Consider the following 23,499-nt stretch of genomic DNA (forward strand, 5'->3'; position numbering starts at 1 on the left):
GCCTTCCTTTCAACTCCGGCCAACGACGCCCGCCTCTGGGCTCGAAGGCGATGGCACGCTCGATTTCGGGATCCGACCGGCGCGCCGCGCGAGATAGCCAGCCTCGACCGCCAGCCGCATCGCCCGTGCCATCGCGACCGGATCGCCCGCCCGGGCGATGGCGGTGTTGACGAGCACGGCGTCCGCACCGGTCTCCATCGCGAGCGCGGCGTCGGACGGCGCGCCGATGCCCGCGTCCACCACCACGGGCACGCGCCCGCGGATCTCGTCGACGATGCGCGCAATCCGCTCCACCGCTTCGAGACCGCGCCCCGTGCCGATGGCGGACCCGTACGGCATCACGGCCGCGCAGCCGACCTCCAAAAGCCTCCGGGCCACGACGTGATCGTCCGTGGTGTAGGGAAGCACAACGAATCCCTCTTTGACGAGGGTCTCGGCGGCCTCCACGGTCGCAATGGGATCCGGAAGCAGCGTGCCGTCGTCCGGGATGACCTCGAGCTTCACCCAATTCGACAACCCCGCGGCGCGCGCCAACCGCGCCGTGCGAACGGCCTCTTCCGCCGTGTGGCACCCCGCCGTGTTCGGCAACAGGGTGTAGCGCTCGAGATCGATGTAGGACAGGATGGAGGTTTCGCGCGCGTCGAGATTCACCCGGCGGACCGCGACCGTGACGATCTCGGCGCCCGAAGCGTCCAGCGCCTCGCGCATGACCTCGAGAGATTCGTACTTGCCCGTGCCCACCATGAGCCGGGAATGGAACGAGCGACCTGCAATCACCAAAGGTTCCACGGGAAACACGCTCCTCCCATCGTATGGATGTCCGCGATAGGGCGACCTGCCGGCCCGGCGGCCCAAATCCTCTCAACCGCCGCCGACAAATCGCACCATCTCGATCACGTCGCCCTCCTGAATCACTTCGGCTTCGAACGCCTGCCGGTCCACAATCTGCCCGTTCCGCTCGATGGCAACCGGCTCGCCGTCGAGATCGTAGTGGCGGACGAGATCGAGCACCGTCATGCCATCCGGAAGGGAGACGTCCTTACCGTTCAAGCGTATCCGCACGCACCTCACCTCCCCAGGCCGAGAAGCGCGTTGGCGGCCAAAACGGCAACCACAGATCCTCGGGCGCACGGCCGAGCGCAGCGCTCGCCACGATGCGGCCCGTGATGGGCGCGAGCAACACGCCGTTGCGAAAGTGGCCCACGGCGAGAATGAGCCCCTCCGCGCCGGGCCACGGCCCGATGACCGGATCGGCCGATTCCCCCGCGAGGCGCGGGCGAAGCCCGCTCCAGGCGCGCAGCCACTCGCCGCCGCGAAGGCCGGGCACCGCGTCGAGCGCCCTTGCCGCGAGTGTAGCGAGGCCATCCACGGTGTTGCGCTTGTCGTAACCGGCGTCCGGCTCTTCCGTCGCGCCGATCACGACTGTGCCATCCCGTTTGGGCACCAGGTACGTTCCGGCGTCGTAGACGGTGCGGCGCAGCCCAGCGCCGCGCGGAGGGCGGACGGCGAGCATCTGCCCCTTCACCGGGCGCACCTCGAGCGGAACCCCGAGCGCGCGAAGCAGAGGAGAGGCCCACGCGCCCGCCGCAACGACGACACAATCCGCCGCGTACACCTCTCGCGCGCCCCGGACGCGCCAGCGCTCACCATCGCGCTCGACGCGCAGCACCTCCTCGCCCTCGTAGACGTCGCACACACTCGCCACACACGCCCGCAGCGCCGCGCTGAGCCTCGGCGCGTGCACGTTCCCGTCGCGCGGCAGGTAGAGGGCGCCGAGCACATCGCCCGCCACGCCTCGCTCGAGCTCGCGCACCTCCCCGGGGTCCAGCCAAACGGCCTCATCGCCAGCCGCGCGTTGCCAGTTCATCCGCTCCTTCAGTTGCGTGGCCGCACCCTCGGAACGCGCGAGCTGCACAATTCCATTCTCCACCCACTCGACGTCAATGCCGGCCTCCTCAAGGAGCGCCGCTCTAAACTCCGGGTACATCGCGCGGCTCTCGCGGCACAGCGCGTAAAACGCGTCTGGCGCGTGCGCCTCGAGCTGCGCGCCGAGCATCCCCGCCGCCGCGCTCGAGGCCTCGCCCCCCAGCCGGCCGCGATCGACCACGGCCACGGACAGCCCCTCGCGCGCCAGCGCCCGCGCCGACGCCATGCCAATCGCGCCGCCGCCCACCACCACGGCGTCATACGCGCGCACGCCGCATCCCCCCTTCCAGCGTTGGAAACGGGACCTTGGGCGTCACGGGCGATCTCGCCATGGCCTCTTTGAGCCTCGCCGCGGCCGCGCGCGGATCCGCGGCCTCCACCACCGCGCCGATCACGGCCACGCCGCTCGCGCCGGTCGCCAACACCTCGCCCACGTTTCCCGCGTCAATGCCGCCAATCGCCACCACCGGGATGGACAGCACCTCGACCACCCGAGCGAGCTCACGCACGCCCTTTGGCGGCAGTCCCGGGTGAGACGCGGTCGGGAAGATGTGGCCGAACGTGACGTAGTCTGCGCCCGCGGCCTCGGCGGCCTTCGCTTCCTCGATCGAATGCACGGAACAGCCGACGACAAGCCCGCCGCCCGCCCGCTTGACCACCTCGCGCGCGACCGCCACCGGCAGCGACTTGGCCGCCAGATGCACGCCGTCCGCGCCTGCCGCCATTGCCACGTCCAGGCGGTCGTTCACCAACACGCGCGCGCTCGCTCCCGCCTCGCGGATCCGCGCCAAAAGCGCACACGCGAATTCGAACACGGCGAGAGCCGGCGCCTTCTTCTCCCGGACCTGAATCACGTCGGCCCCGCCTAACGCCGCAAGCCACAGCGCGTCTTCGAGCGGAACCTTTGCGCCGCGGGCGCGATCACTCAACACATGGAGCACATGGGTCATGCTGTCATCTCCAAAAGAAAAGCCGCACCCCATCGGGCACGGCAGGTTTCCAGTCTGAACCTCGCAAACGCGCCGCCGCATCGGCAGCTATCCGTTTTTTCGGACTTACTTCGAGAGCGCCTCCGTCAGCACCGGCACAATCTGCTTCTTGCGCGAGACGACGCCCTTCAACAAGGCCTGATGCTCCTCGAGCTTCACGCCGTACGCCTCTTCGACTGCGTGCGCCGCGCTTCCAAGCGCCAGGCCGACCGAGTCGTTGTTCAAGATGTCCGTCACGACGAAGAAGAACAGATCCAGGCCCTTTTCGGCGATCTTCTTCTCGATGGCCTGCAGGATCTCGGCCTTCTTGGCGAGCACGTCGTTCACGTCGACCGCGTTGACCTGCGCGATCTCGACCTTGTGGTTCCCCATCTGGAACTCCTTTGCGTCGAGCGTCAGCAATTCGTCGACCGTCTTCTGGCTGAGGTCCGCGCCCGCCTTGAGCATCTGAAGGCCGTACTCCTCGAGCTTCACGCCAGCCAGCTCGGCGAGCTCGCGCGCGGCCTTCACGTCCTCCTCCGTGCACGTGGGCGATTTGAGGAGCAGCGTGTCCGAGATGATGGCCGAGAGCATGATGCCGGCCACATGGCGCGGGATCGACACGTTCTTCTCTTTGTACAGCTTGTTGAGAATGGTGGCCGTGCACCCGACCGGCTCCGCGCGGTAGTAGAGCGGATCCGCCGTCTCGAAGTTCGCGATGCGGTGGTGATCGATGACCTCCACCACCTTCACCTGGTCGACGTCCGGCGCGCTCTGCTGCCGCTCGTTGTGATCCACCAGGATGACCTCGTCCACTTCTCCCGCCACGCTTTCGACCACGCGCGGCGCGGCCACGCCGAAATGGCTCAGGACGAACTGCGTCTCAGGGTTGGGCTCGCCGAGCGCAACGGGCTCCACGTCCTCCCCCAGTTCGCGCTTCAGGTGAGCGTATGCGATCGCGGACGTGATCGCGTCGGTATCCGGATTTCGATGGCCGAAAATCAAGCGCTTCGCCATGCAGCCGACTCCTCCAAGCGATTTTGTAAACATTCGAATCCAGTATATCAGGTCGGAGGGCCTGTTTGCACCAATCGCGGGGCATCATGCGTTCGAAGCCACATCTGCCGAGGGACCACCGGCGGTGCCTTTCGGCGCGACGCGCCACCAGCCTATGGTGAGCGCGGCGCAGGCGGCGGAACAGAGCCACATCCACGCCGCGACGGGGACCACGTGCAACGAAGCGCCGGCGAGCGCGGACGCAAGCGGGACGGCCACGCCCGCGAACGAGTAGATCAGGCCGAACGCGCGGCCCCGCACCTCCCCGGGAATCGCGCGCTGCATCAAGGCAAAGCCGATGGCGTTGATGATGGCGACCGACACGCCCAGCACAACATTCATCGCGAGCGAGAGCCACACGGAACGAGAGAAGCTGAAGATGAGCATTGCAAAGGACGTCAGGGCGCCGAAGGTGAGAAGTCCGGTGCGCGCGCTCATCCGCGCGGCGAGTCCCGCGAACAGGCTCCCGAGCAACTGTCCGAGCGACAGCGCCGCGTTGATGGCGCCGAATTGGAGGGCGCCTCCGTGGAGCACGCGGTGCGTCCACACCGACAACAGCACGTCCACGCCTGCAAAGAAGAAGTTCAGGAGCACGATGAGGGGCAGGACGGCAACGAACCAGCGAATTCGCGCGACGGCGCGCCAACCTTCCACCATCTGCGAGACCACAGAAGCCTTCGGCCTCGGTTCCGCCGCGCCATCCCGCCAGATCCGGCCCTCGCGCCGCCACAGGCGAATGACGTTCGCCACGGCGGCGGCACTCGCGAGAAAGCTCAGGCCGTCGATGGCCGCGATCCAAGGGATGCCGATGGCGGCGAGCGATGCGCCGCCGATGGCCGAGCCGACGGTCAGTGCCAATCGCGACGTCGTCATGACCAGACCATTGGCCGCCGTCAGATCCTCGTCGGGCACCAGGCGCGGAAGAATGACGCTCTCCGCCGGCCCAAACAGACTCCCTCCGAGGCCGTGCGCGGCCAGGATGACAAGCGTGACCACCACAAACGCGTGGGGCCAAAGGGCGTACACGAGAGCGCCGAACAGCGAGACCGAGGCGCGAGCGAGATCAGTCCAAAGCATCACGTAGCGGGCGTCCCAGCGATCAACGAAGCTGCCGCCCACCGCAGACAGGAGGTTGGGAAGTGTCAGGGCCAGGCCCGCGGCGGACAACAGATACGGCGAGCGGAGCTGAACTTCCCAGTACGCCATGATGAAAAACAGCTGCGTGCCGAGCTGTGACAAGACCTGCCCCAGCCAGACCGAGGTGAACGCCGGCCATCGGAATACCCGTAACATCGCGCTCTCTCCTCACTGGGTTTGACGTCACTCCACCGTCTCGCCGCTCGGAGCGTTGGACCAGGCCGGCGCCCGAAAGCGAGATGTCCCAAACATCCACACCGCCACCACGGTCAGCACACATGGAACGAGATCCCAAAGGAACGCAGAGTGAATGGACTGATTCAGCGCGTCTGTGAGCTTCTGCAGCACAAAGCCGGGCATGTGCTCGCGCGTCTCAGGCGACATGATGGCGCGAGGATCCATGTGGCTGAACGCGCTCGCCTGAGGAACGCCTTGAAACGCCTCGGCCACTTGATGGGCGAACGCGTGCTTCTGAATCGCGCCGTAGATCACAATCCCGACCGTCATACCGAGTTCGCGGACGAAGCTGTTCGTGGAACTGCCCGCGCCGCGGTTTTGCGCGTCGAGATCGCCCATCGCGGCCATGCCGGTGACGGAGAAGAATGGCCCGATGCCAAGCCCCACCACGGCCATGTCGAGGATCACGCGCCACGTCGGCGTATCGGCCCGGAGCCCGAGAAGCAGCGCGATGCCGGCGCAGAAGACGATGGCGAACGGCAAGAGCACGGTGCGATAAGGCGCGCGGCTCGCGAAGCGCCCCGCCATCGGCGCGGTCACGGACGATCCGACCATCATCGGCAGGAGAAACAGCCCCGCATCGATGGGCGATCCGCCGCGCACGCCCTGCACGTAAATCGGCACCCACACCACCGCGACGATGTACGCGCTGCCGCTCAAGATCCCTGCCACGTTCGAGACAGCGAAGGATCGCTTTCGAAAGAGGTGAAGCGAGACCACGGGCTCCTTGGCGCGCAGCTCCACGGCGAAAAAGAGCGCGAGGAGCGCCGCGGAAACGGCGAAACCGGCCAGGATGGGCGCGGAGTTCCACGGATACGTCTGTCCGCCGAATTCCAGCGCGAACGTGAGCGCCGTCACGCCGGGCACCAGCGTGAAGATGCCGAGCCAGTCAATGGCCTGCCGGCCGTGCCGCGCCGACTCGCGGTACGCGCACAGGATGAGCAGAAACGCGACAACACCAATCGGCACGTTGATGTAGAAGACGATCCGCCACGACCAGTGCTGGGTGATGTACGCGCCGAGAAGCGGGCCGAAGATGCTCGCCATGCCGAAGACCGCGCCAAAGAGCCCCGAGAACTTGCCCTGCTCCTTCGGCGGCACTACGTCAAAGATGATCGTGAACGCAATGGGCATCAGCGCACCGCCGCCAATCCCCTGAATCGCGCGGTAGATGGCGAGTTCAGTCATGTTCTGCGCCGTCCCACACAGGATGGAGCCGATGAGAAACGCCGCGATGCCAAACATGAAAAACCGCTTGCGCCCGTACATGTCGGACAACTTGCCGAAGATGGGCATGCCGGCCATCTCCGTCAGCATGTACGCCGCCGTGATCCACACAATCTGCTCGAGGCCGCCCAGGTGCGCCACGATGTTGCCCGTCGCGGTGGCCACAATCGTGTTGTCCATGGCCGCGACAAAGATGCCCAAGAGCAGGGCCAGCACCACGAGCCCTTGGTTCGAAGTCCGATCTACCTGCACACAAACCCTCCTCGCGTTATTCAGGCCTACCCGCGTCGATGACCCGCCCCACCTTGGCGTCCGGGTGCGCCTCGTACGACTGACCATATTCCACGCGTTCAATCTCGCATCCTGGGCCAAGCCGCACCACCTGCGCCCGCACCACGCGGGCGCGGGTGTGAACGAGGTGGACCTCGTCCGCCTCAATGACGTCCGCCTCGAGCGTCCCGTGCCTGCGCATCGACGATTTCCAGAGATACCGCGGCAGCTCGACGGTGAGCCGACCCATCCCCATCTCGCGCACCCGGCACGGGCCGTGCAGCCGAAACCGGGCCTCGTCCGCGGAGAACAGCCCCTCAACGGTCAGCGCACCGCGAATGAGGGCGCGATCGGCGCCGCAGTTTCCACGGACGACGACCTCGCCCGCCGTCTTGAATACTCCCGCAGACAAGTGCCCGTCGCATTCGAGCGCCCCCATCACCTGCAGCTTGGCGGCGGTCACATCACCGCGACAGCTCGCCTGTCCCATAATGGTCGCCGCCTCCGCCGACACGTCCGCTCTCGCTTCCAGCTCGCCCATCACGCGGAGGCGCTCACAGGTGAGTGGCCCCTTGACGACCGCCTGCCCCATGATCCGCACGCGCCCGAAGTCGCCACCCGCCGCGGTGGACTGGCCCATGACCGTCAGCTTCGGCTTCGCCCCGTCTCCCATCTCCGTCGCCCCCTCAGATCTGCACCGCTTCGCCAATCACGGCCGAACCACGCCGCTCGAACGACGTGCGGTATTCGACGCGATCGACCCGGCAATCGTCGCCGATGACCACCACGTCTCCCCGGATCCGGCGCGCCAGCACCGCCTCCACCTCGATACGGTCCCCTTCAATCATCTCCACCTCGAGCCTCGGCTTCGAGAACCATCCCCCGCTTCCAACCGCAGCTGTGAGCGACGAGCAGCCAATCTCCCGCACTTTGGACTTGCCCATCAACTCAAACTCGATCACGTCCGCGTTCATCAGCGCCCCGCATTGCACATTGCCCGTCACGCGGACGCGCTCCGCCTCGATGGGCCCCTCCACCTTGACACGCCCGCCAATCTTCAGGACGCCCGCGCGCAGGGCACCCTGGATGCGCGCCATGCCTGAGACTTCGGCCTGCTCCGCCACCTCGCAGTTGCCGTCCACGTCGCACAGCCCGTTGATCTCGAATGCCCCCGCCCAAATGGCGCCGTCCACGGACATGCGGCCGTTTACCTCGAGTCGGCCCTCGACCCGCAGGCTGCCATCCACCTGCGCGCTCCCATTCACTTCACACGTCTCGCAAGCGATATCTCCCTGCATCTTCGCCATACCGTTGACCTCGACCCGCCCGTACGTCCCGCCGCCCATCGACGTGCGGCCGGACACCTCTAGATCCTCAGGCATACGCGATCTCCTCCCCGATTTGACCATGGTTACCTTCACATCAGCTTCAGCTTCAGCTGTTCCACAGCGCTCGCCACATCGACGGAGAACGCGACGTTGGCCTGCGGGTCAAGCGCGATCTCGGCGTTTGGCGCGCGCGCCAGCCAGGTCCCGACGCCGAGCTTGCGGACGAGATCGACACGCATCTGCATGTCACGAAACACTGTTACGAAACGAGGGTACGCGGCGGTGAGCTGCCGCGCCTCGTCCACGCTGACCTGGCCGCTCTCCAGCGCCTCGTGCACGAGGTATACGCAGACGATGTCCGGAAATGCCAAGATGCGGGCGTTCGGAACCGCGTCGGCGTAGAGGCGCCAGGCGAGATCGCCCACAATCCCGAGGCGCACGAGGTCATCTCCTGCGCGCTCAATCTCGACGCCCGCCGGCGAGAGGCGCTTCGCCAGTTCATCGAGCGGAACGTCTTCCTTCCACTGTTTAATCTGCTCGATGCGACTGAGAATCTTGTCGCGGGGAAAGAAGGTCTCCTGGCCGGTGAACGTAGCCTTGCGGATGAACCACTCCTCCGGGATGAGCTTCTTTCGCTTCCAGCGGTACAATTGGCCGTAGGAAATCCCGGCGAGATCGAGTAACTCCTTTTTCGAGATCAGTTCCTCGTCCATTGAACATCATCTCCGACGACGCCATCGTAACATAACAATGTTACATTTCGCAAGTGCCACTTCACCGGGGCCTGAGAAGTGAGTCGCCGGCCGCGCCAACGCGCGCCGCTGATTCAAAAAGCGCCTGCCACGAGGGCAGGCGCCTTGCATTCTTCGTTCACTTCGTCACATACCAGTACTGCATCTCGGGCAGGCCGTCTGCCGCGTTCAGGTGCTGCAACACGCCCTGCACGTGCGGAGCCACCACGACGAGCGTGGCCGGATTGACCGTCCACAAAAACGGCAGAACCTTTGCCGTGTACATCTCGTACTCGTCGAACACCTTCATGGTCTGCGCTTCGGTCGGATACGGCTGGTGCGTGGCGTTGATCAGCTGGTCTTCCTTCGGATCGCTGAAGCCCGTGCCGCTCGACGCGCCGGTGTTGAACAGTCCCTCGCCGGTCGGGTAGTAACCAGGACCGTTGTACACCCAGCCGGAGCCAAGTGCGAGATCCCAGGAGTGGTTGCTCGAGTCCGACGTGATGGAGATGAACTGCGAGAACGGCTCGCCCTTGAGCTGCACCTTCACGCCGATCTGCGCCAGGTCCTGCTGAACGAGCTCCGCCTCCTGCTGCGTCGACTCGCTGCCGGTGACGTACATCATCGTGAACTCCATCTTCTTGCCTTGCGCGTTGGTCATGACACCGTTCTTCAGGTGCCAGCCGGCGTTCTCCAGTGTCTGCTTCGCCTTCGCGAGGTTGAAGCTGTAGAGGCCGTTCACGGCCGGATCATAGAACTTCGTCGCAGGCTGCGGCGGAATCGGCCCGTACAGGGGCACCGCGAAGCCCTTGTAGATGTCCTTCACGATGGTCTGGCGGTCAATCGCCATCTGCAGCGCCTGGCGAACCGGCAGCTGATCAAAGATGCTGGCATTCGGCGAGCCCTTGTACATGTTCATCTCAATCCAGAAGATGCCGAATGCATATTCCGGTGTCACCGTGTCGCCCATCGAGGTGAGCGCGGACTCGGAGCCGAGCTGCGACTGATCCAGGTAACCCACATTGATCTGACCGCTGCGCAGCGCGGCGAATTCTGCCTCGTTCGAGCCCTCGTACTGGAAGACAATCTTGCTCACCTGAGGCTTGTGGCCCGCGTAGCTCGGGTTCGGGACAATCACCCACTCCTGCTTATCCTTGGCTAAGAGCGGCTTGAACGGGCCGTCGACGACCTTGTCGAACATCATGTTGGTCGCATTGGCACCCAGGTACTTGATCTCGTCGACGATGTTCGACTTCACGTCCATGTAGGAAGCAGGAAGCGGCGTGAGCTGGATGATGCCGTTGTAGATGAACCACTGCTGGTTCGCCGGCTGCTTCAGGGTGATGGTGACCTCGTACGGGCCATTCGCCACCACGCTCTTCACGCCGTTCGGAATGTCGCCGGTGCCCACACCCACAAACGGCCACGGGCTCGGCGCGTTCGGCGCAGACGCCGCCTTAATCACGTTCCACGTGAAAAGCACGTCCTTGGAAGTCACCGGTTGGCCGTTGGACCACTTCCACTTTGGATTCAAGAAAATGTGATAGACCGTACCTTGCTTGTTGTAGGTGATGTTCTTCGCGATGGAATCCTGCCAGTTGATGCTGTAATCGTTGTTCAGCACCAGCATCGGGATGTACATCTGATCCACAATCTGAGCGTTATAAAGCGAATCGTTCGCCGCGTTAAAGATGGGAAGGAACCAGTTGAGGTCCGTCTGCGGAGGCAGCGCGTAATCAATGACGCCCGCGGGATTGACACTGGCCGCGCCAGCCGATGCACTGGTCGCACTCCCTACATTCGAAGGAGATGTGCTGTACGAAGTGTTATTGGCGGCCGTGCCGCACCCTGTGACCCCCAGCACAATGGCTGCTGCAGCTGCGCCAGAAACAAGCGCTCGTTTTCTCATTTTTCGCACCATTTGTACCTCCCTATGAACGCCTAGAGAATGCCCGCATCGAACGGTGTCGATCGATGCGGGCCAGTAGCAGGTGTAGAACCAAGGACACCCCTAGTATAGCAAGTCCAATTGCGCATTGCACGCATTTTTTAAAGAGATCTTCAATACAACTCCACACTTGCGTGCACAGCCTCACTGACCCGACACTGTCCAGTACTGCATCTCCGGAATCCCCACCGCGCCGTTGTAGTACGGCAGCACGTTGTGGACGTTCGGCGCGATGACCGCGACCGTCGCGTTGTTCACATTCCAGAGCATCGGCAACTGCTCTGCCGTGTAGAACTCGTATTGATAGAAGTGCTTCATCGTCTCGGCTGTGGAGCTGTACGGTTCGTGCGTCGCATTGATGAGCGCGTCCTCGGTCGGATTGCTGTAGCCCGTACCACTCGGCGCACCCGTGTTAAACAGGCCATCGCCGGACGGATAATAGCCGGGGCCGCTGTAGATCCACCCGGAGCCGAGCGCGAGATCCCAGTTGGTGTCCTTCGGATTGCTCGTCAGCGAAATTAACTGATCAAACGGCATCCCCTTTAGCGACACCTTGACACCAATCTGGGCAAGCTCCTGCTGAATCAGTTCGGCCTCTTGCACCGTCGTCTCGACGCCCGTGGCATAGATCATGGTGAAATTCATCTTCTCGTTGCCTTTGGTCATGACGCCGTTTTTCAGCTGCCATCCGTGGGCCTCAAGCAACTTCTTCGCGGCGGAAGGATTGTAAGGATACAGCTTGGCCACGGCCGGATCGTAGAACTGCGTCTTGGGTTCGGGCGGAATGGGCCCGTGAAGCGGTACCGCGTACCCCTTATAAATGTCCTGCGCAATTTCGTCGTTGTTGATGGCCTGCATCAGGGCCTGGCGGACGTAGAGCTGATTGAAGATCTTCGAGTTGGGCGAGGCCGGGTACATGTTCATCTCCGTCCAAAAGACCGCAAACATGTATTCGGGCGCGACCGTGAAGCCGGATGACTTTAACTGCGGGATGGCTGCGGATTCGGACGGATCGATGTATCCGACATTGACCTGGCCACTGCGCAGCGCTGCGAGCTCCGATTCGTTGGAACCCTCGTACAAGAAAATCAACTTCGACACTGTGCTCTTGTGGCCGGCGTACATCGGGTTCGGCTTGAGCACCCACTCCTGGCGATCCTTCGCATACACCGGTTCAAACGGCCCGTCGACGACCTTGTCAAACATCATGTTCGGCCCATTCGCCCCGAGATACTTCAGCTCGTCCGTCATGTTCTTCTTGACATCCATGTACTTCGCCGGCATCGGCGTCATCTGCATGAGACCGTTGTAAATGAACCACTGTTGGTTGGTCGGCTGTTTCAGCGTGACCGTCACTTCGTACGGGCCATTCGCCACGACGCTCTTGATCCCGTTCGGAATGTCTCCCGTGCCCACGCCGACGTAAGGCCATGGGGAGGGCGCGTTTGGAGCGCAGGCCGCTTTCATGACGTTCCACGTGAAGAGCAAATCCGAGGACGTCACTGGTTGACCGTTGGACCATTTCCACTTCGGGTTCAGGTAGATGTGGTAGACCGTTCCGGAGGAATTGTAGGTGACCTTTTCGGCAATGGAATTCTTCCAGTCAATTTGATAGTTGTTGTTCAGTTGGAGCAGCGGCACGAACATCTGGTACACGAGCTGCGCATTGGCCAGCGTGTCCGTGGGCCCGGTGAAGAGCGGCAGGAACCAGTTCAGGTCTGTGGCCGGCTGGACGGCGTACTCAATCACGCCCCCGTTTGCACTGGCGGACGCTGCACCCGCGTTTCCGCCGACCGCGTGAGAAGAGCTCTGCACCCGGGAAGAGGCACCACACCCCGTGGCCCCCAGCACGATGGCTGCCGCCATTCCTGCAGCGGCGATTCCTTTTCCGCGACGTTTCACAGTCTCTCGAACCCCCTCAATGTTCTGGAAATCTCTCATTTGAACCGAGATTTCAGAGAAACGAACTCATTGTACGACTCGCAGATGCCCGTGTAAAGGGGAAGATGTGTAACAACTGGACATCTTGCGTCCGAAAATGTTTTCCGCAAGTCAAGAAAATGGACACACCGGCCGTTCGCCGATGTGCCCGCGCATCTCTCCGTCAAATGCCTAGCAGCTTCTTCACGAGCGGAATCTGCCCGCGGTGGTGCGCCGTGTGCGCGATGGCGTAAGCGGCGAGTTGCCGCTTGTTCACCTCGCCGACACCGAGCTTGGCGCCCGGCTGATCCAACTCCTCAGCCGTGAGGTGATCAAACGCCTCCTTGGCCAGCCGCTCGTTTTCCGACCACATCGCCTTGATCTTCGCGACATCCCAACTCGTCGCCAAAAACGGCGCCCGCGCGTCGATGTCTGTCGGTTCTCCCTTCAACTGCGCGAAGAAGCGGCGTTCCACGAGCAGCGTGTGTTCCAAAATGGACGCGATGTTGTTGAAGTTGTCCGCCGGCTTCTTGACCCACTGATCGTCCGTCAGCCCATCGACCATCTGATGAATCGTCGCGTGGACCTTCACGTACAAATCGTGGAGATCCTGCATCTCTTTCAACATGAGCTCATCCCTCCCTCAGATTCGCCGAAACGTTGCGCGTTCCATCGGCGCGCCCTCCTCCATTGTAGCGCGATCCCGTCCGCCAGAACGATTTGCTACAATTCAAAATAGACCTTCCATGTACAGGGGGATATTCTCGTGCGCATCTACCTGCTAGGCGGATCCGGGTTCATCGGCCACCACCTCGCGCAACAACTCGAGCGCCAGGGCCACGTCCTGGACGTCGTGCGACGGCCTTACACCTCGCACGCCCTTCGCGAGCACTTCGCCAGGAGCATCCAGGGCGGCGAGCCGTACGCCATCTGCAACCTTGCCGGCGCCTCGCTCAACCAAAAACGATGGAGTGCGGCCTATCGGCGCGAGATCGTCCAGTCGCGCGTCGACACGGTCCGGGCCGTGATCGCAGCGGTTGAAGGTTTGCCTGCGGCACCGACCGCGTACGTGCAGGCGTCCGCCGTCGGCTACTACGGCCCGTCCCTCACGGAGACGTTCACCGAGGCGTCTCCGCCTGGAAACGACTTTCTGGCGCGCGTCTGCGTAAGCTGGGAGCAAGCCGCCGAGCCCCTCCGCGCCCTCACGCGCGTGGCCTTTGTTCGATTTGGCATGGTGCTGGGGCAAGACGGAGGCGCGCTGCCGCTCATGTGGCCGGTGTTTCAACTGGGGCTCGGAGGAACACTCGGGCGAGGAAATCAGTGGATTTCCTGGATCCACGTCGACGACGCCGCCCGACTCGCCGCATGGATTGTCGCAGACAACCGCCTCGACGGCGCGTTCAACGCCACCGCGCCTCACCCTGTCCGGATGCGCGACTTCACGCGCGCGCTCGCTGAGGTGCTCCACCGCCCGCACCTCGCCCATGTCCCTGGTCCTGTGCTGCGACTTGCACTAGGACGGCGCGCCACGCTCGTCCTTGACGGCCAGCGCGTCCTACCTCAGCGCGCGCTTGATCTCGGCTTTTCCTTCGCCTTCCCCACGCTCGAGGAGGCCCTCCGGGACTTCCTGTAAGCGAGACTTGTGCCCCACCCCGTCCTGCCCTTAGAATGAAATCGATTTCCCCATCAATCTTTTGCAGGGAAAGACAAGAAAGGAGGCTGTCGAGCCATGGCCACGCGCTTTCGCTGGGTCATCATAGGTCTTTTGTTTTTCATCACAGTGGTCAACTACATCGACCGATCCGCCATTTCGTACGCCATCGGCGACATCGCGCAGGTTCTGCACCTGAACGACAGCCAGGTGGGCATGATCCTCGGCGCCTTTGGCATCGGCTACATGATCACCACGTTCTTCGGCGGCATCTGGGTTGATCACGTCGGCGCCCGATGGGCCCTGTTCTTTGCTTCGCTCTTGTGGAGCCTGTCCATCGGACTGACGGGCGTCGCTGCGTCGTTCACCGTCATCTACCTCATGCGCATCCTTCTCGGTGTGGCGGAAGGGCCGAACTTTCCAGCCGTCAACCGGGCGGTCGGCGACTGGCTGTCGCCTCGCGAACGAGCTATCGCGCTGTCCAACTCGCTCGTGGCCGTCCCACTCGCGCTCGCCATCGGCGCCCCGATTGTGACGTCCTTGATTCTCGGTGTCGGCTGGCGAGGGATGTTTATCATTCTCGGCATTGTGGGGCTTCTCTGGGTGCCCGTCTGGTTCTTCTTGTTCCGCGACTTTCCGGAGCATAGCCGCCACGTCAATGACGAGGAGTTGCGCCACATTCGCGCGTCCGAACACGTGGATCGCACGCGACCGGCGAAGGAAATGCGCTTTCGCCAGGCGCATCACGTGTCATCAGGGCGGCTGTGGAAGTACCTTTTGGTCAACCGCACCTTAATGGCGAACAACTGGTCGTTCTTCGTCTTCGGCTATTATCTCTTCTTCTTCATGACGTGGTTGCCATCCTATCTGAAGAGCGAATACCACCTAAACCTGAAGTCGGTCGGTGCTTTCTCCATCTTGCCGTGGGCGCTTGCCACCGTGCTGTTGTGGCTCGTGGGTTACCTCTCGGACTGGATCTTGCGCCGGACTGGCAGCCTGCGGCTGGCGAGATCGTATCCCATCTGGATCTCGCAACTGCTTTCCGCGCTGTGTGTCGTGCCGCTCACCTTTACGCACGACCTCACGACGGCCATCGTGTTCATCACGCTCGCAGTGGGTTTTGGAATGAGCGCCAACTCGACCTTCTACGCCATGAATGTGGATCTCATGCGAGAGCGAACGGGCACCGCGCTTGGCGTGATGGACACGTTCTTCGCAGCCGCTGGCTTCCTTGCGCCAGTCATTACCGGATGGATTGTGAACGCGACGGGAAGCTTCAAGAGCGCCTTCTGGCTCATGGCCGTGCTCGCCGCGACCTCTGTCCTCGCCGTGCTCATCTTCCATCAGCCGGATAAACAGCGGCGGATTGATACCTCTGCCAACTCTTCTCCGACGCTGACGCAATGACGCCTGAGGCCCCGCGGATCGTTCCCCGCGGGGCCCTTTATTGCGTTCGTCGTCAACGCGGCCTGACTCTACGCCGCTACTCCGCAAAGCTAGATTGGATCGCGCGAAAGGTTCGAAAGGCGCAAGGCGGAGAGGCGAAACTATGGGTTTTTAAGCACTCGGTAGAGTTTCCACATGCCGAACCTCTTCTGCAGGCGTACCCACGGCGCCCCATGGGTGTAGAGGGTCGGGTATGTCCGATTTACGACGTCAAATTGATATCCATTTACCGGATCTGGAACAAGTATATATTGGACGTGATGCGTCCACGGGTAGCGCAGCGCACTGGCAAAGTCGTAGTCGCTCGTAATCACGAGATGTCGCGGTTGTCGCACATGGAGAATGGCATCGAAGGCAGAGTACGAATCCATAAGGACAGTCGCGCTGGGAAGATCCTGATTGATATACTGCGCAACTTGCTGTTGAATTCGGAGCTGTTGAATCACCTCATTTTGTCCATGTGAATGAGACTGTATTCCTCCGGCGCGACCGTGGCATTTCGTTCCATGATTCGACCCGTGAACCCGCCAGAGATCACAATCGACAGGGCCATCGCGACTTGCGCGAGCCCTCGCCACCATCGCCCCAATTGTATGGCATCCAAGCGCATTTCGTACGTCCACCAGGCAACCGCAATCGGAAGCGGATAGAAGAAGAATCGCAACCAGCCATATGATGCTCCATGAAGGAGCAAAAAGAACTGTAGCGATGGAATGGATGCAGCGAGCACGAGCAGTTGTAACGTTTCCCACCGAACCAGTCGACCGCGAGTGAGCCGGTAGACAAGCACCATACCCACAGGAATCACAAATATCCAGATTCGTTGCCACATGAACAGGAGAACGCGAACCGGATGATGCTCAATTGAGCGATACTTGGAGGCGGAGGAGAGCATGCTCGTCAGCGACAAGTTGGAATACGCGGAGTGGAGGAAGTAGAACGGATCGTGCATGATCTCGGCGTTGAGCACCATCCACACAATACCTGAATATACGGCAGGCAAGAGCAATACGATCGCTGTGGCGGCGGCGTACCACAAACGCTCCTGGCTGCGGAACCGACGGTATGCTCGGCGAGACATGAGCAAGCGCACCTGTGCATCTGCCGGGGCACGGCGCAGCGCGTCCGACAGCACGACTGCAAACAGCCCCACTCCGAACGCAACCGCCTCATAGCGAGCCCAAAACGCCATGGCAAGCGCACACCCTGCAATGACCAGCCTTGAAACGGCATAGTCATCCTTCCATGACAGGTAGTTTAATAGACAGATCACCAGAAAGCAGGCAAAGATCATCTCACTCATGCCGTTGGCGCCGTAGAGGAACATGAAGGGGTGCAGCGCAAGACACAAAACGACCACAAAGGAAGTGACCTTCGAAACCTCAGCCCAAAGGAGAGCCCGGTGCAGTGCGAACGCCATCGCCGCAGATGCAACGGATGTTACGAACACGCCAGCCAACGCGTCTGAAGCGATGGGCGGAAACCAACGCCACAATGCGACTGGCGGCAACTCAAACATGCTCGGCAGTGGATTCCACACAAAGCCAATCGCACCCAGATGCGGATCCCGGCTAAACAACACGTAAAATGCATTGGCCACGCGGCTGAGGGCATCCTCCTGTAAGTCACCCTGGACTGCGTACAGATAGCAACCGAAGACGAACTCAGCCGCAAACACGATAGCAGACAGAACCCAGCCACTCCGGTGTTTTCTCGGAACGGATGCGTTCGTCATTGAAAGTTCAACCCATTTTGTCACTCAGGAACGCTCCTTGTGATGGGAGATGCACCTTGCCGGTCGTCAAACCATGCGGCGTCTTGTTCCAATGAAACGGCCTGCGAATGAGTTCCCACAACGCACGATACGTGGCAACAGACATAAGGAGCCAATACAGCGGCGATAAAATCGCCGAAAGGACCAATCTGAAAGACAACAACGCAGATCCACGCCGCTGACTCTTCTCAACCTCGAGGTACATTCCGACCATGTTGCTGTATACAAACACAAAATTGCCGATGAACAATAAAACAGAGGCTAAGTAGTAAATGAAGCCCGGGAATAGTGTCGGAATCCATGACGCATGACACATGAACCAGAGTATCAACAGCAGCCAAAAGAACGGATTCACAAGAGGTAAAAACGGTGTTCCGAGGATCATAGCCTGAAACCCCAAGAAGCCTTTCGCGCCGAGATCGCGCCACAGTTGCACCGGGTGCCTCATGTTCACCAGCCATGTGATGAGATAGCCCTTCACCCATCGGGCTCGCTGCCGAATCCAGGAACGAACCCGACTATTGGCTTCTTCCCACGTGGTGGAGTCCACCAAGGCCGTCTGGTATCCATGTTTGTACAGCCGCACGCCGAGGTCGGCATCCTCCGTCACATTGAACGGGTCCCACGCACCAACTTTCCTCAAGACCTCAGTTCGAAAGTGATTGGAGGTGCCACCAAGCGGAATGGGGACATTCATAGCCATGACACCAGGGAGCAAGATGCCGAACCAGTTGCTGTATTCCTGAGAAAACCCCTGAATCCGTGACGAGTAGGTGCGAAAATTGCTGAAGCGCTCGTGGTTGGTCCTGTAGAATTGAGATAGTTCGGATATCGGCTGTATTCAATCCCTCTTCACCATCGGGGTGAACCACTTGCGTTTCATCATTGAAGAATCCGATGAAGTCATCGTCACGCATTCGGGAATGACCCTTGTCGGCGTGTTGCTTGATAAAACCAGAATCGGCGAGCGGTTGAATCAGACCCGCCTGCCTGGTATGGGCAAACCGGATATTTCAAACCGGGACGTGGCATACTCATACATCGGGCTGCTTTGCCAAGGCAAGACCGACTTCGACCACATCGAAGCGTTTCGAGATGACGAGTTTTTCATGATCGCACTGCAAGTAGACAACGTGCCTTCGAGCCCGACGCTGCGCCAGCGTTTGGACATGGTTGCCGGAAAATCCGGCTGGGAGTCCATTCTCCGGGAAGAGTCCGCAAGGCTCCTGAGAGCCCTCGATGTAACTCTGCATCCGATTGAACTGGGCGTGCCTGCAGAGCGTCGAACTTACATCCCGCTGGATATCGACGTCAGTCCCTTTGATAATTCCGGCACGAAGAAGGAAGGCGTGTCCCGTACATACAAGGGGCACGACGGATATGCTCCCATCTTTGCTTACCTTGGCCAAGAGGGCTACGTGGTCAATGTCCAGTTGCGTGAAGGCAGTACCCACGTACAAAAGGGCACGTCGACTTTCCTGCGGGAGAGTATTCAGTATGCAAGGCAGGTGACGGACCTCCCGCTTCTGGTTCGTCTGGATGCCGGCAATGACAGTGCAGAAAACATCGCCGTGTGTCGCTCCCAGGACAGCAGGGCCGAGTTCATCATCAAGCGCAACTTGCGAAAGGAGAGCCCCGAGGCCTGGCTTGTGATTGCCCAGCGACACGGGACATGTCATGAACCTCGTCCCGGCAAGAAGGTATATCATGGTTCGCTGATGTGTCCCGTCAAGGGTGTATCCGAACCAGTTCGCATGGTGTTCGAAGTTATCGAACGGACCATGACGGCCGACGGCCAAATCTTATTGGTACCGGACATTGAGGTCAGCGCCTACTGGACCTCACTGCCGGATGACCCGGCTGTGATCATTCGCCTGTATCACGACCACGCCGTGATGGAACAGTTCCACAGCGAAATCAAGACGGATCTGGACGCCGAGCGGCTGCCCTCGGGTAAATTCGCCACGAACAACTTGGTATTGCACTTTGTATGCGTGGCGTACAATCTGCTGCGAGTGATCGGCCAGGAGAGTCTGAAGCGAAATGATGCGCCGCTACGAAAAAAGGCAGAACGTCGCCGGATCCGGACTGTGATTCAGAACCTGATGACACTGGCTGCGAAGATGGTGCGACACGCCAGACAGACCAAGCTGAAATTGGGGTACGGGAATCGATGGCTCCCGGCATTTCGGCGATTGTACTTGGCCTTTGCGTAACGTGAACTGTGTCGAGCAAAGACACTGCATATGACCTGACATGGAAACCGAACCCAACCATTCACGAGTCCAGGGGGGACATCTGCCTTTTCGCCGCACTGGCTCCAACCGATATTCACAATCCCTAAGAAAATTGAATGTACATCCGTGAAATCGCAGTGAAGGGGCTTGCGAGAACACACATCAGCCTCTTTCCATCGGCCCTGTCACGGATTCAGGAAAACCATCTGGTAAGCAAGTTCTGGCTCGCATTGTAATAGTTCAGTTTCGCCTGCACGCACGCATACTCGGCGGGGAGCTTGCGGAATGCTGCGATGACCTTCTTCAATTGGTCGAGTTCTGGACGATCTTCGGCATCATAAATCACCACAAACTCTCCGCGCGCATGGATCAAGCCGAAATTACACGCTTTGGGCTTCGTCTGAGGGTAAGATTTGGGGACAACGACAAATGAGACGTAGTACGGCGGCGACAGGGCTCGTGCTGCTTGCAACGTCTCGAGATCATCCTCCTCGAACAAAAGGCGGATATCCAATTTGTGTTTCGGATAATCAAGCTGCATCAGATGTTCCAGAAGACCAGGCAACACGTTCGCCTCGCGATAGAGCGGCACGAGAATGGTGTACGTCGGCAACTCGCGTTCAGACAGGGAGGCCAGATCCTCGTCGGTAACGGAGACAAAGCCCTCCCCTTGTGCACCACGATAGAGCATCACGACCTTCATCAACGCGAACAAAACATAGCAAAGCTGCAGCACCAAATTGATGGCGAGAGCTGTGCTCCGAGGCACCAAGGTAATGCCTGTGCCCAAGGCGATCAGCACCAAAATACCCACCACGATTTGTGCTCGCGTCAGTAGAAAAGACGCCGAATTCTGAGGCTGTTCTTCGGCGAGCCGCTCCACACTTTCAAACCGCATCTCGTCTGCGTAAATCAGGTTCCAAAGTTGGTCAAGTTCGTACCGGGTGGCAAGTTGTTGACGAATCGGCTTATCGAGATACATTGTGAGTTCGCGCATGCGCGCTTCGTCCAGGACATCGTGAACAGCGACCCAAATCTGCGATGCATCTTCATCGATCACGACCGCCCCCAGCCTTCGCGCCACGTCTTCTGGGAGTTTACGGAGGGTTTGAAGTCGAGGTGGCCAGACCACCCTCTCATGCTTGAGCTGTTCCGCCAGAAGGCGGTAGACGTCCACCGGCTTCGCGTAGCCGCGCGCCACGACGATGTCACCCAAGCGCCCGCCGGTGACAGCTTGTTCGAGAAGAGCGGCTTCGAGTTGTTCAGACGTAAGAATACCTTGTTCGACCATAAGCATGCCCAAGGGTATTTGTTCATTTGAAAACCCACGCGCATTTCCCATAAATATCTCCGTCTCCCAGGTATCTTTGACCACGCCATTCGAGTCCAATGCGACTCGTCACTCATTCTAGTAGAAATACGCGTGATATGCGCCATTCGGATGACCGTCAACACAGGAAAATCACAAACGGTGAATCCGCGTGTTCGGAACACACCCGAGCCGTATTGAGACAAACCACCTCAGGCATACGCTGTCACATGGGTGCGGAGTCCTCGCCCATGGAAGGAGACAGTCCATGCCTTCTCTCATCGTCATCGGCACGGCCGCGGCAGATGCCGCCGTTCAGAATGCGGGCATTTTTCTCGGCGAGGGCAACGTCGGCGGATGGGACGCCAACCGCAAGATGTCCAACGCCTACAGCGGCACGTATGGGGCCTTTAACTTCCTGCCCGCCATGGTGAATGTCAATGTGGACAACTTCGAAGTGGTGGATGGCGCCATCAACGACACGGACTTCAAGCTCACCGTGGGCGCCAATGGATAACAGCACTCGAGTCGAGCGGAACGAAGGCGGAGGGTTGACATGCCAAGCGTCATCTTGCTCGGTTCGCTCCTCATGAACACGCCCCAGCAGAACGCGGGTGCCTTCGTAGGCGAATACAATTTTGCCGGCTGGGACGCCAACCGCAAAATGAGTCAGGCGCACGGCGGAGAATTCGGCTTCTTCAATTGGAGCCCCGGATTCTACAACCTGAACCTGGATAGCTTTGAAGTCGTGGATGGCGCCATCAACGACGCGGACGCCAAGCCCGTCATCGGCAATAATCTGTGAACACGGTGTGTCGTGACGCACAACAGGGGAGGGGATGGCCATTCCTGCACTCGTCTTTATCGGAGCCAACAACTCCATGACACCGCAGCAGAACGCGGGCACGTTCATCGGCCAGGTCAACAACGGAGCCTGGGACGCGAACATGAAGTTTCAGGCGGGAAAAAGCGGCAACTATGACGTGATGAGCTACAATCTGCAGATCTGGAGCCTGCTGTTCGACAGCTTCGAATTCATCGACGGTCAGGTGAACACCCTCGGCCTGAAGCCGGACGTCGAAGGCAACGTCTAAACGCGCCCTTGATGCGAAGGAGGCGATTCCCATTCCAGTGCTGATTCTGAGCGGCGTGCTGAACGCCATGACGCCGCAACAGAACGCGGGCGTATTTCTTGGGCAAATCAATATCGGCGGCTGGGACGCCAACCAAAAGTACGGCGCCGGCAAGGCGCTCGACGCAGGGGTCTTCAACGTCCTCATCAGCGCCAACACGCTGTTCGACAGCTTCGAAATGATGGACGGCGTGATCCACGATCAAGACCTAAAATTAAGCTACGAGTGGAACTTCTGAATGCGGAACGCTGTAGAGGAGGCTGCCATCCAGGCCAGGACTGGAGGTTGACGCGTGCCAACGGTCATTGCCTTTCAAGCCATTTTGAGCAACACGCCGCAACAGAACTCGGGAATTTTCATCGGCGAGATCAACATCGGCGGCTGGGACGCGCACGTCAAATCGAACGCCGCGCAAGCCGCTGTACTGGGCTCTCGCAATGTCCACCTGCTCACGCGCAACCTGAATGTGGATAGCTACGAACTCTTGGACGGCCTCATCTTCGACCAGGATTTCAAACCGACGTGGGGCATCCAATGTTGAATTCATGGATCGAGAGAAGGCCGCCCGGCCGGGCGGCCTTGTTTCATCGGGCGTTCAGCAGTTTCAGAAATTCGCGCATGAAGCCAGGCAGATCTGGCCACGCGTGTCCGGACACGAGGTTTCCCTCCACATACAGCGTCTCTGAGGCGTACTTTGCGCCCATGCCCTCGACGCTCGGCTTGCAGGCGATGTACGCCGTCATGGTGCGCCCCTGCAGCTTGTCGCGCACCACCTCAAGAACCTGCGCCGCATGACAAATCGCCCCAACGGGCTTATTGGCATCGAAGAAATGACCCACGATGCGCGGCACATGCTCGTTCAGCCGGATGTACTCTGGCGCCCGGCCACCAGGCAGGATGAGGCCGTCGAATTCCTCCGGCCGAATGTCGGCAAAAGCCGCGTGCGCCTGAATGAGGTATCCCGGTTTCTCCGTATAGGTCTCCCAGCCCGTGAAATCGTGGACGACGGTGTTCAGTGTCTTCTTGGTCGGCGCTGCGATGACGGCGTCGATCCCTTCCTCGAGGAGCCGATAGTAAGGATAGTAGATTTCCAGGGCTTCGACCGCGTCTCCCGCTAAGATGAGCACCTTCTTGGCCATCTGAACATCCCTCTCCTCGTTCCGATTGAACGCCTCGCAGGGCGTCCATCTCCATTGTATGG

25 protein-coding genes are annotated in these 23,499 nt (G+C 60.6%); 8 read left to right on the forward strand and 17 right to left on the reverse strand.

Features of this window, described 5'->3' with window-relative positions; all coding sequences use genetic code 11:
• Positions 1–9 precede the first annotated feature (9 nt).
• From TC41_RS12790 to TC41_RS12850, 13 genes are all read right to left on the reverse strand, one after another.
• On the reverse strand, positions 10–789 hold the full coding sequence (locus TC41_RS12790) for a thiazole synthase (RefSeq protein ID WP_012811728.1): 780 nt from the start codon (positions 787–789) through the stop codon (positions 10–12).
• A 72-nt stretch (positions 790–861) separates the two neighbouring features.
• Complete coding sequence (gene thiS, locus TC41_RS12795; RefSeq protein WP_041695454.1) at positions 862–1,062, reverse strand: sulfur carrier protein ThiS; 201 nt, start codon at positions 1,060–1,062, stop codon at positions 862–864.
• Entirely contained in the window at positions 1,040–2,197 is a 1,158-nt protein-coding gene (gene thiO, locus TC41_RS12800) for a glycine oxidase ThiO (protein ID WP_014465495.1), read from the reverse strand. Before thiO ends, thiS begins: the two co-directional genes overlap by 23 nt.
• On the reverse strand, positions 2,184–2,876 hold the full coding sequence (gene thiE / locus TC41_RS12805) for a thiamine phosphate synthase (RefSeq protein ID WP_041695455.1): 693 nt from the start codon (positions 2,874–2,876) through the stop codon (positions 2,184–2,186). The genes thiO and thiE overlap by 14 nt, the downstream gene beginning before the upstream one ends.
• 105 nt (positions 2,877–2,981) lie before the next feature.
• Positions 2,982–3,911, reverse strand: a complete 930-nt coding sequence (locus TC41_RS12810) for a manganese-dependent inorganic pyrophosphatase (protein ID WP_014465497.1) — start codon at positions 3,909–3,911, stop codon at positions 2,982–2,984.
• A gap of 84 nt (positions 3,912–3,995) precedes the next feature.
• A complete protein-coding gene (locus TC41_RS12815; RefSeq protein WP_041695456.1) occupies positions 3,996–5,243 on the reverse strand; it encodes an MFS transporter in 1,248 nt (415 codons plus the stop codon).
• A 27-nt stretch (positions 5,244–5,270) separates the two neighbouring features.
• Complete coding sequence (locus TC41_RS12820) at positions 5,271–6,803, reverse strand: MDR family MFS transporter (protein WP_014465499.1); 1,533 nt, start codon at positions 6,801–6,803, stop codon at positions 5,271–5,273.
• Between the two features lie 16 nt (positions 6,804–6,819).
• Positions 6,820–7,494, reverse strand: coding sequence for a polymer-forming cytoskeletal protein (locus TC41_RS12825; RefSeq protein WP_014465500.1), 675 nt, complete (start codon positions 7,492–7,494; stop codon positions 6,820–6,822).
• Between the two features lie 13 nt (positions 7,495–7,507).
• Positions 7,508–8,203 (reverse strand): polymer-forming cytoskeletal protein, encoded by a 696-nt coding sequence (locus TC41_RS12830; protein WP_014465501.1) that lies wholly within the window; start codon positions 8,201–8,203, stop codon positions 7,508–7,510.
• A gap of 35 nt (positions 8,204–8,238) precedes the next feature.
• A complete protein-coding gene (locus tag TC41_RS12835; protein WP_014465502.1) occupies positions 8,239–8,862 on the reverse strand; it encodes a YhbD family protein in 624 nt (207 codons plus the stop codon).
• Between the two features lie 157 nt (positions 8,863–9,019).
• Positions 9,020–10,801 carry a peptide ABC transporter substrate-binding protein gene (locus TC41_RS12840; protein WP_014465503.1) on the reverse strand — a complete coding sequence of 594 codons (1,782 nt, stop codon included), beginning with the start codon at positions 10,799–10,801 and terminating at the stop codon, positions 9,020–9,022.
• Between the two features lie 171 nt (positions 10,802–10,972).
• Positions 10,973–12,730 carry a peptide ABC transporter substrate-binding protein gene (locus TC41_RS12845; RefSeq protein ID WP_041695457.1) on the reverse strand — a complete coding sequence of 586 codons (1,758 nt, stop codon included), beginning with the start codon at positions 12,728–12,730 and terminating at the stop codon, positions 10,973–10,975.
• Positions 12,731–12,932: 202 nt separating this feature from the next.
• Positions 12,933–13,376: a DinB family protein gene (locus TC41_RS12850; protein WP_014465505.1), complete on the reverse strand. Its 444-nt coding sequence runs from the start codon at positions 13,374–13,376 to the stop codon at positions 12,933–12,935.
• A 138-nt stretch (positions 13,377–13,514) separates the two neighbouring features.
• On the opposite strand from TC41_RS12850, the gene TC41_RS12855 reads away from it, so the two are divergent.
• Positions 13,515–14,381 (forward strand): TIGR01777 family oxidoreductase, encoded by an 867-nt coding sequence (locus TC41_RS12855; RefSeq protein ID WP_014465506.1) that lies wholly within the window; start codon positions 13,515–13,517, stop codon positions 14,379–14,381.
• A gap of 96 nt (positions 14,382–14,477) precedes the next feature.
• Positions 14,478–15,806 carry an MFS transporter gene (locus TC41_RS12860; RefSeq protein WP_014465507.1) on the forward strand — a complete coding sequence of 443 codons (1,329 nt, stop codon included), beginning with the start codon at positions 14,478–14,480 and terminating at the stop codon, positions 15,804–15,806.
• A gap of 481 nt (positions 15,807–16,287) precedes the next feature.
• Here TC41_RS12860 and TC41_RS12865 read toward each other — a convergent pair whose 3' ends face one another.
• Positions 16,288–17,604, reverse strand: a complete 1,317-nt coding sequence (locus tag TC41_RS12865; RefSeq protein WP_014465509.1) for a hypothetical protein — start codon at positions 17,602–17,604, stop codon at positions 16,288–16,290.
• Positions 17,588–18,460, reverse strand: a complete 873-nt coding sequence (locus TC41_RS12870; protein WP_081462290.1) for a glycosyltransferase family 2 protein — start codon at positions 18,458–18,460, stop codon at positions 17,588–17,590. The genes TC41_RS12865 and TC41_RS12870 overlap by 17 nt, the downstream gene beginning before the upstream one ends.
• Positions 18,461–18,482: 22 nt before the next feature.
• Here TC41_RS12870 and TC41_RS12875 point away from each other — a divergent pair, with 22 nt between their 5' ends.
• The gene (locus TC41_RS12875) at positions 18,483–19,835 is read left to right on the forward strand and encodes an IS1380 family transposase (RefSeq protein WP_014463112.1); all 1,353 of its coding nucleotides are present in this window, start codon (positions 18,483–18,485) and stop codon (positions 19,833–19,835) included.
• Between the two features lie 214 nt (positions 19,836–20,049).
• On the opposite strand, the gene TC41_RS12880 is transcribed toward TC41_RS12875, so the two are convergent.
• Positions 20,050–21,231 (reverse strand): GspE/PulE/PilB domain-containing protein, encoded by a 1,182-nt coding sequence (locus tag TC41_RS12880; protein ID WP_148260215.1) that lies wholly within the window; start codon positions 21,229–21,231, stop codon positions 20,050–20,052.
• Between the two features lie 202 nt (positions 21,232–21,433).
• Here TC41_RS12880 and TC41_RS12885 point away from each other — a divergent pair, with 202 nt between their 5' ends.
• From TC41_RS12885 to TC41_RS12905, 5 genes are read left to right on the forward strand one after another with little or no spacing between them, the layout of a single operon-like run.
• On the forward strand, positions 21,434–21,682 hold the full coding sequence (locus TC41_RS12885; RefSeq protein WP_014465513.1) for a hypothetical protein: 249 nt from the start codon (positions 21,434–21,436) through the stop codon (positions 21,680–21,682).
• Positions 21,683–21,721: 39 nt separating this feature from the next.
• The gene (locus tag TC41_RS12890) at positions 21,722–21,970 is read left to right on the forward strand and encodes a hypothetical protein (protein ID WP_014465514.1); all 249 of its coding nucleotides are present in this window, start codon (positions 21,722–21,724) and stop codon (positions 21,968–21,970) included.
• Between the two features lie 34 nt (positions 21,971–22,004).
• On the forward strand, positions 22,005–22,259 hold the full coding sequence (locus tag TC41_RS12895) for a hypothetical protein (RefSeq protein ID WP_014465515.1): 255 nt from the start codon (positions 22,005–22,007) through the stop codon (positions 22,257–22,259).
• A gap of 37 nt (positions 22,260–22,296) precedes the next feature.
• Positions 22,297–22,536, forward strand: coding sequence for a hypothetical protein (locus TC41_RS12900; protein WP_014465516.1), 240 nt, complete (start codon positions 22,297–22,299; stop codon positions 22,534–22,536).
• 54 nt (positions 22,537–22,590) lie between these two features.
• Positions 22,591–22,839 carry a hypothetical protein gene (locus TC41_RS12905; protein ID WP_014465517.1) on the forward strand — a complete coding sequence of 83 codons (249 nt, stop codon included), beginning with the start codon at positions 22,591–22,593 and terminating at the stop codon, positions 22,837–22,839.
• A gap of 43 nt (positions 22,840–22,882) precedes the next feature.
• Here the strand turns inward: TC41_RS12905 and TC41_RS12910 are convergent, their stop codons facing one another.
• Entirely contained in the window at positions 22,883–23,437 is a 555-nt protein-coding gene (locus tag TC41_RS12910) for a DJ-1/PfpI family protein (protein ID WP_014465518.1), read from the reverse strand.
• Positions 23,438–23,499: the final 62 nt, after the last annotated feature.

Source organism: Alicyclobacillus acidocaldarius subsp. acidocaldarius Tc-4-1 (assembly GCF_000219875.1).
Lineage (GTDB): Bacteria > Bacillota > Bacilli > Alicyclobacillales > Alicyclobacillaceae > Alicyclobacillus > Alicyclobacillus acidocaldarius_A.